We start from the raw sequence: 16,708 nt of genomic DNA, 5'->3' as shown, positions 1-16,708 counted from the left end.
TTTTGAGTTTATAGTTTCTAGTTTTTAAGTTTGTTGGTTTTTTATCAATCATCCATTTTCATGATCCGGGGCATAAATGCTCCCGGCAAATGATCCGGCTGATAAATCAGCCTTTAGACTAAATCAATCACAAAGTCTAGTGGCTGATTTATCAGCCTGATAGTTTGCCGGGATGATTTATCACCCGGATAACTCTTCTGGATTTCCTGAGGCCCAATGCTATATAGACCGAACCCCAATGCTATATAGCCCAGCACCCTGTTGCTATATACCTCCGATGGTCAATGCTATATACCTCCGTGAGCCAATGCTATATACCTTCCCCCAAAATTCTCAATTCTCAATTTTCAATTCCCTACATCCACTGTTGCACTTCTTCTATCCAGATGGCGTTGTTATTGGGTCGGGGTGGTGCTTCGGCTGGGATTGGTTTGCCGTAGTATGTTCGGGTTCCGGTTGTGGGATCAATATCTTCGAACCGGTATTGGCTGTTTGTTTTTTCGTCCAGTTCAATTCTGTCCAGTTCGTCGGTAATGCGTTTGTTGGTGGCGGTTGCCTGCCTCACAAAGTTGGCAAAGTAGTATTTTACTTCGCCCACCGAGTGCAATCCATACTCTTTGCCGTGGGTTAACACATGGTCCATAAACATGCGTACAATGTCGTTTTCGTACTTTACGAACCGCATTCCCAATCCCGAGTGTTTAGCCTGAAGCTCCATCCAGGTACGATCGTTCAGTGCCTCTATCAGATATTCTTCCCAGCCGATGTGTTGCTTCTTGAAATCAACAAGGGCGATTTCGTTTCCATAAACAGCAGCAATATCAATATCAGCAGCAGCAACAGCAGCAGTTTCTTTTTTTTCTGTTTTTTCTGATGTTTTGTTTTGTTCTGTTTTGTTCTGTTCTGTTTTGTTCTGTTCTGTTGCCATGGTATTACCATTTTCTTTCTGCCAGCGTTTGTCTGCGTTTTTCTTTCCGGCTATGCTGCGTTTAGCTATTGCATCATTGTAATTACGCATAACCCGTGTAACATAATCAGAAGTAATAAGCAGACTGCCATTTTCCGTTTGGTCGATCGTAAAGAGATCGTAATCGTACAAAACAGCTTCCATTTTGGCTCGTTTTATGTTGTATTTGCGCATAATTATCTTCAGCGATTCGCTACCAAAGCAGTAATCTTTGTGATTGCGCAGTTCAACTAATAAAATCATATAAATGCCATAACCGGCCACACCCATGTTGTTAACCAATGCGCCCATGCGATCATCGTTTAAAATATCGGTCTCGATAGGAAGATAAGTTCTTGTTTTCATCATCATTCTAGTTTAATTAGTTTGTAAATTCGATTATTTTTATTGTTTTCGCGTTTTTTATAGAACTAATTTAGGATATATCAAAGAATAATCCCTATATTTGTTCCTGAGTTCAACAAATCTCTCGCTGCAAATATCGTAATTAAGTTTATTATGATGCAAGAGATTTCGCGTTTATTTTTCAACAACACTAAAATTAATTATGGAAAATCCCGAATCAATAAGCGAACGCATTGCTATTTTAGTAAAAGAGTTCGGAAACGGAAGAAATACAACGTTTGCCGCACTGGTAGGAAGCAGCGAAGGCAATATTCGCGGCTACATTAACAAGGGGGTATTGCCTAAGCAAGATGTGCTTGAGAAGATGGTAAAATCTCTGGGTATAAATGATGCCTGGTTGTTATCGGGCAAAGGCCCTATGATGGGCGACGATAAATCTGTAAATAAATATGGCGAAGATACGGTTTCGATCCCCATTGTAGATATAGGCGCTGCTGCAGGAGCTGTGGGATACGAAAACTCTAACCACCTAGAGATAGAAGACACGATAGAGATGCCCTATAGCATGATACGCCGGGGGGCTACCTACCTTTGCATCCGCGTGCGGGGCGAAAGTATGGCGCCAACAATGTTAGACTCGGGCTATCTGGTTGTACGTTTATTAGATCGTGGCGAGTGGCAGGACATTGTCGACAACCATGTGTATGTAATTAGTACAGTCGAAGGTTCGGCCTACGTAAAACGTCTTAAAAACCGTTTGCGCGAGCGGGGATTTATTGTCTGCATGTCCGACAATGCCGATAAGGGTACTTATCCTAACTTCAACATTTATCAAGATGAGTTACATACTATATTGCGAGCCGAGTGGTATTTCACTGCTAAAATGCCGAATATACAAGAAACGTATTACAAAAAACTGGATAACCTGGAAAAGAAATTTGATGATTTACAAGAACAGCTAGAAGAGGTAAAAGGAAAGATAGGAATAAGGAAATAATTTATAACTTTGTGGGCATTATAGTTTTTCGTGAATCATGATAAAGAAATTCGATTTTCTCGTTATAGGCTCGGGCATAGCCGGTATGAGTTTTGCCTTGAAAGTGGCTGGTAAAGGCCGTGTAGCACTTATCTGCAAAACAGAGCTCGAAGAAGCCAACACATATTTTGCACAAGGGGGCATAGCCTCGGTAACCAACACGCTGGTCGATAACTTCGAGAAGCATATCGAAGACACCATGATTGCCGGCGATTGGTTAAGCGACAGGGCTGCTGTTGAAAAGGTGGTTCGCGAAGCACCCGAGCAAATTGAAGAGCTTATTAGCTGGGGGGTTGACTTCGACAAAAACGAGAAAGGCGAGTTCGACCTGCACAAAGAAGGGGGCCACTCCGAGTTCCGCATCCTGCACCATAAGGATAGTACCGGGGCCGAGATACAAGATAGCCTTATTAAAGCCGTAAAAAAGCATCCTAATATAGAGATATTTGAAAACCATTTTGCTGTTGAAATACTTACCCAACACCACCTGGGCAAAACAATAACCCGCCAAACGCCCGATATACAGTGCTATGGCGCGTATATACTCGATTCGAACACGGGTAAGGTAGATACGTTTCTGGCCAAAATAACCCTGATGGCTACGGGCGGTATTGGGGCTGTGTACCAAACCACCACCAACCCACTGGTGGCCACAGGCGATGGTATTGCCATGGTTTACCGCGCCAAAGGAACGGTAAAGGATATGGAGTTTGTGCAATTTCATCCTACGGCATTTTACCATCCGGGCGATAGGCCGTCGTTCCTTATAACCGAAGCCATGCGCGGATATGGGGCTGTGTTGCGTACCATGGATGGCAAGGAGTTTATGCAGAAGTACGATGAACGCTTGTCGTTGGCACCGCGCGATATTGTTGCACGGGCCATAGACAATGAGATGAAAAACCGTGGCGACGACCATGTGTATCTTGATGTTACACACAAAGATGCCGAAGAAACCAAAGCGCACTTCCCCAACATTTACGAAAAATGCCTGAGTCTGGGCGTTGATATCACCAAAGATTATATTCCTGTTGCACCTGCCGCCCATTACCTTTGTGGTGGTATATTGGTTGATGATGATGCACAATCGTCCATCGAGCGGCTGTACGCCGTTGGCGAGTGTGCCTGTACGGGATTGCATGGGGGTAATCGGTTGGCATCGAACTCGCTTATCGAGGCCGTGGTTTATGCCGATGCTGCCGCCAAACACAGTTTGAACGTAATAAACAGCTACAATTATAACGAGGCAATACCCAAGTGGAACGATGAAGGAACCACCTCGCCCGAAGAGATGATACTCATTACCCAAAGCATGAAAGAGGTTAACCAGATAATGAGTGCTTATGTGGGCATTGTGCGCTCCGATCTTCGTTTAAAAAGGGCTTGGGACCGTTTAGATATTATTTACGAAGAAACAGAAAGCCTCTTTAAACGCAGCTTCGTTTCGCGCGATATCTGCGAACTCCGAAACGTAATCAATACCGGATACCTCATTATGCGCCAGGCTATTGAACGAAAAGAAAGCCGGGGGCTGCATTATACGATAGATTACCCACATGAATGAGTTGAGAGTTGAGAGTTGAGAATTGAGAGTTGCCATGCGGCATCGTAACTCTCAACTCTCAACTCTCAACTCTCAACTCTCAACTCTCAACTAAATATGGCCACAAACTACTATAAAAACAAAAGAAAAAAGAAACGGTTTTATAAGCGTAAATCGTTTTATCTCATCCTGGGGGGTGTGTTAGGGATAGGTTTATCTGCACTGTTATACCAAACATCGGTTTACTATTCAACAGACGAGTCGTGTGCTTCGTGCCACATACATCCGCATGTCGAAGATAGTTGGAAACTATCCAAGCACATGAACAACGGCAGCGGTACCCGTACCCACTGTGTCGACTGTCATCTTCCACCTAAAAACCAAACATGGGCGCACTATACCGCCAAGCTGAAACTGGGTGTAAAAGATGTATGGGGATACCTCACCAAAGATAGTGCCGAGATTGATTGGGAAGCCAAATCGCAACTGGAACATGCCGTAAAATACATCCCTAACGAATCGTGCAAAGAGTGTCACCACAATTTGCTGCCCGAAGGTATTACAGACGATGGCATCATTGCCCACCTCTATTACGAAGAGAACGAAAAAAAACTCGACCTGCAATGCATCAGTTGCCACCTCGATGCCGGACACTACAACCCCAATTACCAACATAGCCACATGGCAGGCCTGCCCGGCGAATCTACTGCTCAGATTGATACCAGTTTGTTCTTTAAAACTGCTACACCCATAACCGCTTTCGAAACATTTACCGAACAGATACCCGGGACACCGGTTTCGTTTAAGATGGTAGCTATTCCCGGCGGTTCGTTCAAGATGGGTAGCAACGAGAAAGAGAAATTCCACAAGGAAGATGAATCGCCCGTACGCAATGTTACACTAGACCGTTTCTTTATGGCCGAAACCGAAGTTACCTGGGATATGTACTGGGCATTTTATCGCGAAACCATGAGCGAAGGCCGTACCCCGCCCGAAGTTGTATTCCTAAACAATAACAACCCCGATGTAGATGTGGTAACAGGTCCTACACCTCCGTTTGGATTTCCCGATCAGGGATGGGGTGGCGGCAACCGTCCGGCTATAACCATGACGCACTACGCTGCCGAAACATTCTGCCAATGGATATCGAAGAAAACCGGAAAGAAATACCGCTTACCAACCGAGGCCGAATGGGAATATGCCGCACGCGGCGGAACAGAGACGCCTTACTTCTTCGAGGGTAACCCCAAGAAATTCTCCGACGAGGGTTTCTGGCGTAAATTCTTCAATGCCGATACAGAGGTGATTTCGGATTATGTGATCTACAAAAAGAACAGCAAAAACCGCACACAGCAACCTACCGAAGTACAAGCCAATCCGTTTGGACTGAAAAACATGCTTGGAAACGTAATGGAATACTGTGCCGATAAATATAGTGCCGATGCCTACACTAAAGGAGGCGAAAACGTAACCAATCCGCTTGTTACCGAAGGTACCGAGTGGGTAGTACGTGGTGGTAACTACACATCGGATGCTGCCGACCTGCGTTGTGCCGCCCGCAGCCATACCGAACACGATGCCTGGCTAAAAACCGACCCGCAACAACCAAAGAGTATCTGGTGGTACTCGGATATAAGGGGCATTGGGTTTAGGGTGGTTTGCGAAGAGTAATACTTTTTTTGAAACGCGGATTAACGCAGATTTCCGCAGATTATGAATTTAATAAAAATCCGCGTTAATCTGCGTTAATCTGCGTTTCAAAATAAACCAATATGCCAATGTGCTAATTTAGAACACAGAGGCACAGAGACACAGAGTTTTTAATTTGATATTATGATGGATACTTTAATAAGTAAAATCGAAAATTATGCCGCATGGATTGGTGTATATACAACACTATGCGGCATCGAAATAAAAAATCCGCGTTAATCTGCGTTAATCTGCGTTTCAAAACAACCACAAATAAAATATTAACCATTAAACAGGAAATTTAAAATCATGAAAAAAGAAAAAATGAGCAGACGGTCTTTCTTAAAAAGCTCTGCACTAATCGGTACAGCCGGAGTTCTAGGAACCGGTGGAAGCACAGTATTAACCTCATGCGGTGGAAGCGAAAAACCGGGTGCTGCCAATGCGCCATTAAAAGAACCCGGAACATATTACATTCCTAACCTTGTTGATAAAGCAGGTGCAGGTAAAGAGCTAAAAGCCGGAGTAATTGGTTGCGGCGGACGTGGTTCGGGTGCAGCCTTCAACTTCCTCGATGCTGCCGATGGTGTAACAATTGTTGCCCTGGCAGATACCTTCAAAGAGCAGGTAGACAACCTGGCCGGCAGACTAAAGAACGAACGGGGCATAGATATTGCCGAAAACAAACGTTTTGTTGGACTCGACGCATACAAAGAACTTATTGATAGCGGAGTAGATGTGGTTATTGTAGCCACCCCTCCTGTTTTCCGCCCCATACATTTTAAATACGCTACCGAAAAAGGAAAACACTCTTTCCTTGAAAAACCCATCTGTGTAGACCCTGCCGGTTACCGTATCATTGTTCAGGCTGCACGCATGGCCCAAACCAAAAATCTATCGGTGGTAACAGGAACCCAACGTCATCATCAACGTAATTATGTAGAATCGTACAAGAGAATTATGGATGGTGCCATTGGCGAAATTACCGGAGGTGCAGTTTACTGGAACCAAAGCATGTTGTGGTATCGCGAACGTCAGAAGAACTGGACAGATGCCGAGTTTATGATTAAAGACTGGGTAAACTGGAAATGGCTATCGGGCGATCATATTGTAGAGCAACACTGCCATAACATTGATGTGTTTACATGGTTCAGCGGTTTAAAACCAGTTAGTGCAGTAGGATTCGGTTCTCGTCAGCGCCGCATTACTGGCGACCAATACGATAACTTCAGCATAGATTTCGTTATGGAAAACGGTATACACCTGCATAGTATGTGCCGTCAGATAGACGGATGCGCCAACAATGTGAGCGAGTTTATTCAGGGTACAAAAGGTTCATGGTCTACCGCTAACAACGAAACCGTAATTAAAGACCTTGCCGGTAACGTTATCTGGAAGTACGAAAAAGATGAATCGTTTGCACAACACGACCCTTATGTATTGGAGCATGTAAACTGGATAAACCACATCCGCACAAACAAACCACTCGAACAGGCTTCGGAAACTGCCGTTTCTAACATGGCTGCCATTATGGGACGCGAGTCGGCTTACACTGGCGCACAAACCACCTGGGATCAGATGATTGCCTCACCACAGGATTATACTCCTGCCGATCTTAATCTGGGTAAGATGGATATGAGTTCGTTTGTGGTGGCTGTGCCGGGGAAAGGAAAATAATATGAGTATTGAGTTGTGAGTTATGAGTTGTGAGTACCATGCGGTGCCATCACATAACACACAACTCAAAACTCATAACTCACAACTCACAACTCACAACTCATAACTCACAACTCATAACTCACAACTCAATACTCATAATAGTTGAGAAGTGATAAATAGTCCCCATTTTAAAGTGGTCGAATTCGACCACTTTAAATCACAAGCTGACTACCTAGTTTTGTCATGAAATAGCACAACTCAAAACTCACAACTCACAACTCAATACTCATAATTATGTCATTAGATAGAAGAAAATTCCTCAAAACCTCCCTATCAGGAGCAGCTTTATTAACTTTGGGAAGCGCAACAACCATTTCCTGTTCATCGGCTACTAAGAACAAAGACGAGAAAGCCTGTTGCAACAGCACAGCCCAACTTAAGTTATCCTTTCAAGAAGGCATAGCCCCGGGCAACAGTTTGAACGAGAAGTTCGACTATATGGAAAACCTTGGCATTGTAGGCTTCGAGCCTGGTGGCCGGGGACTTGCCGGCCGTGTAAACGAAATACAGCAAGCCCTGAACGGACGCAACATTAAAGTAAGTGCCATCTGTGCCGGCTTCGAAGGGTTTATCCTTTCTGCCGATGCGGCCATACGCAAACAATGTATGGACACAATGAAAGAAATTATTGCCGCAGCCGGCCAACTAGGTTCAACAGGTGTAATTATTGTGCCGGCTTTCAACAGTCAGGTTCCGGTACTGCCCCACACACCCGAAACCCGCGATTTTCTGTGCGAGCAGTTTAACGAAATGGGTACTTATGCAGCGCAGCATAAAACCACAGTTATCTTTGAGCCGCTTAACCGCAAAGAAGCATTCTATATGCGTCAGGTAGCCGATGCAGCCTCCATCTGCCGAGACATTAACAATCCCGGCGTTCGTTGTATGGGTGACTTCTGGCACATGACTTGGGAAGAAACATCGGATATGGGTGCCTTCCTCTCTGCCGGCGATTATCTGCAACATGTACACATTGCCAGTCGTAAGCGTCGCAGCATGCCGGGCGAAGACGGTGATGCCGATAATTACATCGACGGCTTCAAGGCACTAAAAATGCTAAACTACGACAAGTACGTTAGCTACGAATGCGGATGCCAGGGCGATCGTAACATCGTTGTTCCCGAATCGGTAAAACTACTTCGCGAACAATGGGAAAAAGCTTAAAACAAACACTTTCGTCCTACAAAACCAGTATATACCTATTACTGATATATGCCTTTTTGCTGGCGTTTGCCACTGTTATCGAAAAGTACGGTGGCACGCCGGTGGCTAAGGCGTTTGTTTATTACTCTCCTATTCTTTACATATTATATGGGCTGATTATAGTAAACTTCTTTGCTGTATCCATAAAACACAACCTGTTGCAATTAAAAAGATGGGGCTTTTTGCTGGTTCACCTTTCCTTTGTTATCATCGTTACCGGAGCACTGGTAACCCATGTATTTGGTGAAGAAGGCACTATTCATTTACGCGAAGGCGAAACCACCGATTATATGATTGTGCAAAACGGCATTGAAGGCGAACTTCATCTGTTGCCATTCAAAATTACATTGGTTAAATTCAACCTCGAACGTTATCCGGGCTCGTCCAGTCCGTCGTCTTATCAAAGTAAATTGATTATTCATGCCGATGGCCGGGAAACAGAACAAAACATCTCGATGAACCATGTACTCGATATAAAAGGATACCGGCTCTTTCAGGCATCTTACGATAAAGATCTGCAAGGCAGCATTCTGTCGGCGAATAAAGATGTGGCCGGACGCAACATAACCTATACCGGTTACTTGCTGTTATTCATTGGCTTTATATGCTGTTTCACAGGAAGCAACACCCGTTTCAGACGATTGGCCCGCCAACTAAAGCACTTAACAATAGTTGCTTTTCTGTTTGCCCCCTTAACCCTCAATGCGCAAGTATATGCTGCCGAAATATTTTTGCAAAGCAATGATATAAACAAAGAACATGCCCGCTTATTTGGTTTGCTTCCCATACAATCGGGAAAAGGCAGAGTAGAACCGGTAAACACTTTTTCGTCCGAAATACTGCGTAAGCTTCATAAATCGTCCACAATAGGTGTATACACGTCCGACCAATTTTTGCTCAGCGTATTTGCCGAATCACATAAATGGATGTATATTCCATTCATAGCCTACTCGAACAAAGACATTGCATTTAATTACGATCTGAACGAAGAGTATTGTTCCTTTGCCGAAATGTTCGACTCGAATGGAAACTACAAACTGGAAGGCGATTTGGCCGAAGTTTTTGCCAAGCCACCCAACAAACGAACAAAATACGATAAGGATTTAATTAAGCTTGATGAGCAAATCAATATCTTTTATCAGCTTATCAATTCGTTTTTGGTAGATGGCCTTTCGTTCAAGAACAACGATGCCGAGGAGTTAATATTGCATTATCGGTCGTCGGTTATCGATGCCGTTAAAAGTGGTAACTGGCAAACAGCCAATGATGCGTTGTTACAAATCAGCAATTGGCAGAACGAGCATGATACAGCAGGCAATATCCATCCGCACAAGTTAAAAGCCGAAGTTCTTTACAACAAAGTAGATATCTTCAAGAAATGCCAGCGGTTGTATCTGGCACTTGGTGCCTCTTTGTTAATTGTTTGTTTGCTGATATTATTCCGTAACACAAAGCGCATTAACTGGGTAGCCAAGGTACTTGCCATACACCTATGGGTGGTGTTGTTTATTCAACTGGCAGGTATTATTATGCGTTGGTACATTGCAGGATACGCACCGTGGAGCAATTCGTACGAAACCATGATACTGCTTTCTTTCTTTGTTGTTTTAGGCGGATTACTGTTTAGTCGTAAGCATAAACTACCATTGGCACTGTCGGCCCTATTTGCCGGGGTTATTCTGTTTGTGTCGGGCCTTAACTGGATGAACCCCCAAATAACCCCATTGGTGCCTGTGTTAAAGTCGCCCTGGTTAATGATTCACGTTGCTGTTATAATGGCTGCCTACGGTTTCTTCGGGATTAGCTTTTTATTCGGAATAACCAATTTAATTCTGCTACGTATTAAAACCAAAACCAAATTGCTTGCACTTCGCATAAAAGAGCTTACTATAATGAACGAAATGTCTCTCCTCATCGGTTTGGCTTTTATGGCAATTGGTATCTTTGTTGGAGCCATCTGGGCCAACGAGTCGTGGGGTCGTTACTGGGGGTGGGATCCTAAAGAAACATGGGCACTTATTACACTTATTGTGTATGTTGTTGCTACTCACTTACGCCTGGTAAAGAAATGGGATAATCCTTTCCTCTTTAATCTTGTTTCGGTACTTGCCTTTATTTGTGTGTTAATGACGTATTTTGGGGTGAATTATTTGCTTAGTGGGATGCATTCGTATGGTTAAGTAGGCAATCCTTTCTCTTTCAATTCTTGCTTTAATAACTCATATATTTCTTGCCATGATTTCTTATAAAGGTTAGTCGCTTCATCTGTTAGTTGAATAAAAGTATCAGAATTATAAACTATATTTATAGCAACTTCTTCATCTATATTTTCTGCGATTAATTGAATAACAATATGTTCAACAACTGTTTCTATTGCACTAATAGGCTTTCTACTTGGTTTACTTATCAATTGTAGAGATTTGATTGTGCAAAAGCATATTTGATGTGTAGGTTCATGGTACTTTAATTCATTCAAAAAATCAGTTTTAGAAACAATTCCATCAAGATAATCGTATATTCTTCGAGATATTTTATCGTCTGCTATAGGTCCTTCAATATAGTCATACTCATGTGCGGGTTCATCTGTTTTATTAGTACGATTTAAAACTATAAAATCAAGCCATTCATCGGAATAGTCCGAAAAATGTAATGTATTGAAGTCTTTTTCAAGATACAAGTACTTACCAAATTCAAATTCTGTAACAATACCCGAAGTGCGATGACGATTTCCTATTCGTTCTGCCCATTCTTCGGCATGTTTTTTGTTTTTAGTAACATAGAATCCTTGCCCAAAATCTTTATTTTTTTCGCATTTGGATAAATCAATTTCTGTTATTTCTGTGTAACTTCCGTGATATACTTTCATCGTTGTCCACCATTTTCAAGACAAATAGAATATAAATCTCTCAAAGTGAAATATTTATCATCAGTATGTAATGCCCACCAATGTTTAAACAAAAAATCTAAACCTCCATATTTTTTCAGGTATTGATAAGCGTCGGTCTTCTTCATTTTGAAAGCCTCTGCAAATTCTATGATAATGAAAGTTATAAAACTAATCTTATCATTTGTCTTTTTTTCTATATTCATATTGGAGTATATTTAAATTTCAGTTCGATAAAGCCTGGTCTTTAAACAACGTTTCTACACAAAAATACAATATTTTCTTAGAATTACAACAATTATATCTGGAGCCAATCCTAATCTATCAACTTATAATTCTTCTTTGCATCATCCCGGGTGGTATAATTAAAATGCCACCACTCGCTGCTGATTGTTCTAAACCCGGCAGCTCTCATTACTTTCCGCAGTAAAATTCTATTCTCTCTTTCCTTCTGGGTTATTTTACCACTTTTAATCAGGTTGTCTTCGTTATTTATGTGGGCTTCAATTCCCAGATGATCTACTTCCGTACCCATGGGTAAAGGTGTGCCGTTGGCATCAAGGATACTAACATCTACAGCAAGGCCATAGTTGTGCAGTCCGCCTCCACGGGCAGGATTAGACACATAAATATACTTGGAAGTACCTTTCACAAAATCCCACATGCGTTGTTGCGCAGATATTGGACGGGTAGCATCATAAATAATAAGCGTATAACCGGGGTGTAGCTCTTTCAAACTTTTTTGAGCTTTCAATAATGCAGTGGCAGCAGCCGGATGCAAGTAAGCCTCTGTTAGATCATCATAAAGAACCTCGCCGATGAAATTATCGGGAGTGGCATACAAAAGATAAACCTCGAATGTATTATCCAGTTCTTTGAGATTAACCAATCCTAAAGATTCAAACTGGAGAGCAGTTTTGCTTTTATGTTGTGCCTTGGCATGCTGAAGAGGTAGCAACCAAAGCAATAGCAATGATATGAAATAAGAAAGCTTTAACATACAAATCGGTTTAATCATTGAACTTTTTACAAACCTCTTCAACCCGGATGGCATCTTTTTGAAGCTGTGCCCTCAACTCTTCTTTACCGGAGAATTTCATTTCCGGACGTATAAACTCAACAAAAGAGAGCTTGACAGGGAAATCGTAAATGTCCGAATGGAAGTGAAGAATATGAACCTCTATAGTACGGTCGGTTCCATTGTCGATAGTGGGTCGGCGACCTATATTCAACATCCCTGTATATTCTTTCCCGGCAACAGATACCCGAACAGCATACACACCATCGGCAGGGATGAGTTTGTAAGAGTCTATCTTTAAATTGGCAGTAGGAAACCCAAGTGTACGGCCCACCTGATGCCCACCTGTTACTATCCCTTCAAGAAAATAATTATATCCCAGGTAACTGTTGGCTTGGCTAACCTCTCCTTGTTGCAGAAGCCTGCGAATAACAGAAGAGCTTATTGTTGTATCATCAATTACATAGGCACGAGCACGAATAACATCAATCCCCAGCTCTTTTCCGAAGCGGCAATAATCATCAAAACCTTCCGAACGGTTGTGTCCAAACCGGTGATCATGGCCAATAACCAATCCGCAAACATTGTATTGTTTCAGAATGGTTTCCATGAATGCTTTTGCCGAAAGACGAGACATTTCCGGAGTAAAGTCTAAAACAATACAGTAGTCGAGTCCGGTTTGCGATAACAGGTTTAGCTTCTCTTTGTGCGAGGTCAATAACTCGGGTTTGTATGATTGATCCATTACCAGCCGCGGATGAACAGGGAATGTTATCAATGCCGAGGCTACCCCCTTTTTGGCAGCTTCCTGTTTAACCTGCTCAATCAAATAACGGTGTCCTCTGTGAACCCCATCGAAGAAGCCGATTGATGCTACACATGGTTTTATATTCATGTTATGAGTAATGAGTTGTGAGTTATGAGTAACTAATAACTCAATGAAATAAATGACTCCAGTCTTCTCCCGGTTTGGGGGTATATGTTGCAATACCCAGTATCTCTGCTGTTTCGCAATTAGCAGGAGAATCATCAATAAAGAATGTTTCGCCGGGTATAATATCAGTTTCGTTTAATACCGTCTGAAATATTGCAGCACTTGGTTTTGTTTTTTGCATCTCGAAGGATAAGAATATTTTTTCGAAGAAGTTATTTTCGTTATATCCTTTATATGCAAATCCATGTTCCTTACACCATTCCCAATGAATTTCGTTGGTATTACTTAACAAGTACAATTTATACTGCGAACGTAATTCAAGCAATAAATCTAGTTTGTACGATGGAAATCCAACCAGAAAACTATTCCAGGCATCATCTATCTGCGCATCGGTAAGAGGTTGATTCAGTTCTTCACGAATCTTTTCTCTAAACTCTTTTGCGGTGATGATACCTTTTTCCAGTTGCATGAATATTCCTTCCTGTTCAAAAGGATCAATCAATTCATCTATATTATGAAAACCGAGTGCTTTGAAATTATTCATGCATCTGTCACGGTTTAAATCAACCAGTACGCCACCCAGATCGAAGATTATGTTTTTTTTATTCATTGGTTGCCCCTACGGTTATTTAATAATTACTCTTTGCACAAACCTAACAATCTCGCCCAGCCACAGTACAAGCGAAGATACTGCGGTAATGATTATCCAGGTACCCAGGCTTAATGGTTCGGTTCTGAATACTTCGCCACCAAACTGTACAATAAGGAATTGTCCTAACAGAATAATCACTATAACCACCAGCATGCCATACGACTTGGTAATCCCTTTGAATGCCGAATTACGTGTTCCGAATATCCTTGCATTGAAGAGGTTCCAGAACTGAAGCATTACAAAGAAAGTAAAGAAGATTGTTAAATGTTGTATGGTCATTCCGCCTGCTGTATTGTTGAAGTAGAATAGCAATCCTAACAAGGTAACAACAAAAACAATACCTACACCAATAATATTCCATGCCATTGGTTTGCTGATTATAAAATCGGTGCTGCGACGTGGTTTATCCAGCATTACATCCTCACTGGGAGGGATAGAAGCTAGTGCAAGAGCAGCAAAAGTATCCATAATAAGATTTACCCAGAGCATTTGTGTTACTGTTAGCGGAAGTTCGGTTCCGATAAATGCCCCCAACAGTACAATAAGCAATGCAACAAAGTTGATGGTTAGCTGGAATACAATAAACCGTTGAATGTTTTTGTACAGTGAGCGTCCCCACATTACCGCAGTGCTGATGCTATTGAACGAATCATCGAGCAAAGTAATATCACTGGCCTCTTTGGCAACCGATGTTCCTGTTCCCATAGAAAGACCTACATTGGCATGATTAAGAGCTGGAGCATCGTTTGTTCCGTCGCCGGTTACAGCTACAACAGCACCCTTTTTTTGTAGCAATTGCACCAACCTTTGTTTATCTGTTGGACGGGCACGCGACATAATTTTAAGATCCATTACACGGTTTAGTGCTTCTTCATCTGTAAGATTACCAAATTCGGCTCCGGTTATACGGTTCTGTTCGGTATCTTCGGGTTTCCATAAACCTATCTGACGGGCTATCTCGGTAGCTGTTCCCGGTGTATCGCCAGTTACTATTTTTACATCAATACCAGCTGTTTGGCATTCTGTAATAGCTTCGGGAACATCCGGACGGATGGGGTCGGAGATAGCAACCACACCCAAAAAAGTAAGATTGTTCATTTCTACCTGTTCCGGACAATCGCAGTTGGCCGAATCGTCTAGTATCTTATAAGCAAATCCCAGAGTACGCATTGCCATATTCTGATACGCTAACAACTGATTTTCAATTGTTGAACGATAGGAAGAGGCACTTACTGTTTCATTTTCCAGAGCAACATCATTACATTTTTCCAATACAATCTCGGGAGCACCTTTTACCAACAAAAGCCTTTTACCAATAAGCGAAGATTCGATGATGGTAGCCATGTATTTCCGTTCGGTAGAGAATGTTAGCTGATCAACAATTGTAGCATTCTCACGGTATTCCAGGTAGTTATAATTCCTGCCGTTAAGCCAAAGTAAAAGGGCAACTTCGGTAGGGTTTCCTACTCCCTTTAGTTTGCCGCCTGCTTGAGGCTCTTCTAAAAAGGCAGTAGAGTTAACACTTATGTTTTCAAGGATAATCTTACTTACTTCGTTATCGCCCAACTCCTGATTGGTACCCAAAGCATAGAAGTTTGATTGATGTACCGTCATTTGGTTTTGGGTGAGCGTTCCTGTTTTATCGGTACAGATAACCGTAATGGCTCCCATTGTTTCGCTGGCGTGCATTTTACGTACCAGGTTGTTGGTAGCAAGCATACGGCGCATATTTAGTGCAAGGCTCAGGGTTACACTCATTGGTAAACCTTCGGGTACTGCTACAACAATAAGCGTTACGGCCATCATGAAATATTTCAGAACAATCTGAATAATGGCTAGATAATTACTCCATCCTGCCGAACCGTTTATTGTGAAATACTGGTATAAATCTTTCGAAACAAAAATAATAAAAGTCAGGGCAGCCACAGTAAACCCAATCTTACCAATAAGGTTGGCTAGTTTGGTTAATTGTATATTAAGTGGGGTTGGTTCGGTAGATTGCTCTGTGCTTTGCCGGGCTACTTTGCCTATTTCTGTAGCATCACCTACATGTAGCACCTTCATTCTTCCATGTCCGTCTACAACAGTTGTTCCTCTTAGTACCGTATTCGATTCGTAAGTGGCTTCTTCATCAAAGTGTGCCGGATTGGTAGTTTTGCTCACAACCGGTTCGCCTGTTAGGTTCGACTCGTTTACCTCCATCGATATGGCTTCAATCAGTTCACCGTCGGCAGGAATTTCTTCGCCGGTTTCCAGAATAATAATATCGCCAACAACAACCTCTTTGCGTGGTATTTCTTGAATTCGGCCTGCCCGTATTACTTTTACAAGTGTTTCTTCGTTTACAGCATTCAGCAAATCGAACTTTTTATTAGCATCGTATTCAAAATAAAAGCCAATACCTGTAGCTAGCAAAATGGCAATAATAATGCCTATTGTTTCGGCATATTCGTTTTCTATAATAGAAATGATTAGTGAAAAAACTACAGCAACCAATAAAATGCGGATAATAGGATCTTCGAACTTTTCGAGATATAGTTTCCATAATGAGGGGCGCTTGGGTGGTGTTAAAAGGTTGGCACCATGTTTTTCCCTACTTTCCTGAACTTCTTTCTCACTAAGACCTTTATGAAAATACGTTTCGTTTAATGTCGTCATGACAGTATATAAATTAAATTACGGGGTAAAATTACAACATATATCTGGTATTGATTGTTC

13 protein-coding genes are annotated in these 16,708 nt (G+C 42.2%); 6 read left to right on the top strand and 7 right to left on the bottom strand.

Features of this window, described 5'->3' with window-relative positions; translation table 11 throughout:
- Positions 1–355: 355 nt before the first annotated feature.
- The gene (locus D0T85_RS05990; RefSeq protein ID WP_163211219.1) at positions 356–1,318 is read right to left on the bottom strand and encodes a Lin1244/Lin1753 domain-containing protein; all 963 of its coding nucleotides are present in this window, start codon (positions 1,316–1,318) and stop codon (positions 356–358) included.
- A gap of 196 nt (positions 1,319–1,514) precedes the next feature.
- Here D0T85_RS05990 and D0T85_RS05985 point away from each other — a divergent pair, with 196 nt between their 5' ends.
- The 6 genes from D0T85_RS05985 (at position 1,515) to ccsA (ending at position 10,682) form a co-directional block, all read left to right on the top strand.
- The gene (locus tag D0T85_RS05985; RefSeq protein WP_163211217.1) at positions 1,515–2,309 is read left to right on the top strand and encodes a helix-turn-helix transcriptional regulator; all 795 of its coding nucleotides are present in this window, start codon (positions 1,515–1,517) and stop codon (positions 2,307–2,309) included.
- 37 nt (positions 2,310–2,346) lie between these two features.
- Entirely contained in the window at positions 2,347–3,912 is a 1,566-nt protein-coding gene (nadB, locus tag D0T85_RS05980) for an L-aspartate oxidase (RefSeq protein WP_163211215.1), read from the top strand.
- 96 nt (positions 3,913–4,008) lie between these two features.
- Complete coding sequence (locus D0T85_RS05975) at positions 4,009–5,562, top strand: SUMF1/EgtB/PvdO family nonheme iron enzyme (protein WP_163211213.1); 1,554 nt, start codon at positions 4,009–4,011, stop codon at positions 5,560–5,562.
- Positions 5,563–5,889: 327 nt separating this feature from the next.
- Positions 5,890–7,257, top strand: a complete 1,368-nt coding sequence (locus tag D0T85_RS05970; protein WP_163211211.1) for a Gfo/Idh/MocA family oxidoreductase — start codon at positions 5,890–5,892, stop codon at positions 7,255–7,257.
- Between the two features lie 276 nt (positions 7,258–7,533).
- Complete coding sequence (locus tag D0T85_RS05965) at positions 7,534–8,463, top strand: sugar phosphate isomerase/epimerase (protein ID WP_163211208.1); 930 nt, start codon at positions 7,534–7,536, stop codon at positions 8,461–8,463.
- Positions 8,448–10,682 (top strand): cytochrome c biogenesis protein CcsA, encoded by a 2,235-nt coding sequence (ccsA, locus tag D0T85_RS05960; protein ID WP_239060650.1) that lies wholly within the window; start codon positions 8,448–8,450, stop codon positions 10,680–10,682. The genes D0T85_RS05965 and ccsA overlap by 16 nt, the downstream gene beginning before the upstream one ends.
- Here ccsA and D0T85_RS05955 read toward each other — a convergent pair.
- The 6 genes from D0T85_RS05955 to D0T85_RS05930 all read right to left on the bottom strand — a co-directional run bounded on the left by D0T85_RS05955 (position 10,679) and on the right by D0T85_RS05930 (position 16,648).
- The gene (locus D0T85_RS05955; protein ID WP_239060649.1) at positions 10,679–11,368 is read right to left on the bottom strand and encodes a DUF3990 domain-containing protein; all 690 of its coding nucleotides are present in this window, start codon (positions 11,366–11,368) and stop codon (positions 10,679–10,681) included. The genes ccsA and D0T85_RS05955 overlap by 4 nt on opposite strands.
- Entirely contained in the window at positions 11,365–11,592 is a 228-nt protein-coding gene (locus D0T85_RS05950) for a DUF3791 domain-containing protein (RefSeq protein WP_163211206.1), read from the bottom strand. The genes D0T85_RS05955 and D0T85_RS05950 overlap by 4 nt, the downstream gene beginning before the upstream one ends.
- 110 nt (positions 11,593–11,702) lie before the next feature.
- Positions 11,703–12,386, bottom strand: a complete 684-nt coding sequence (locus tag D0T85_RS05945; RefSeq protein WP_163211204.1) for a M15 family metallopeptidase — start codon at positions 12,384–12,386, stop codon at positions 11,703–11,705.
- Between the two features lie 10 nt (positions 12,387–12,396).
- Positions 12,397–13,299: a bifunctional riboflavin kinase/FAD synthetase gene (locus D0T85_RS05940; RefSeq protein WP_163211202.1), complete on the bottom strand. Its 903-nt coding sequence runs from the start codon at positions 13,297–13,299 to the stop codon at positions 12,397–12,399.
- A gap of 40 nt (positions 13,300–13,339) precedes the next feature.
- A complete protein-coding gene (locus D0T85_RS05935) occupies positions 13,340–13,948 on the bottom strand; it encodes an HAD family phosphatase (RefSeq protein ID WP_163211200.1) in 609 nt (202 codons plus the stop codon).
- A 15-nt stretch (positions 13,949–13,963) separates the two neighbouring features.
- A complete protein-coding gene (locus D0T85_RS05930) occupies positions 13,964–16,648 on the bottom strand; it encodes a calcium-translocating P-type ATPase, PMCA-type (RefSeq protein ID WP_163211198.1) in 2,685 nt (894 codons plus the stop codon).
- Positions 16,649–16,708: the final 60 nt, after the last annotated feature.

The sequence above is a fragment of the Bacteroides sp. 519 genome, assembly GCF_010500955.1.
Lineage (GTDB): Bacteria > Bacteroidota > Bacteroidia > Bacteroidales > Bacteroidaceae > Bacteroides.
This window is presented reverse-complemented; position numbering and strand designations above follow the sequence as displayed.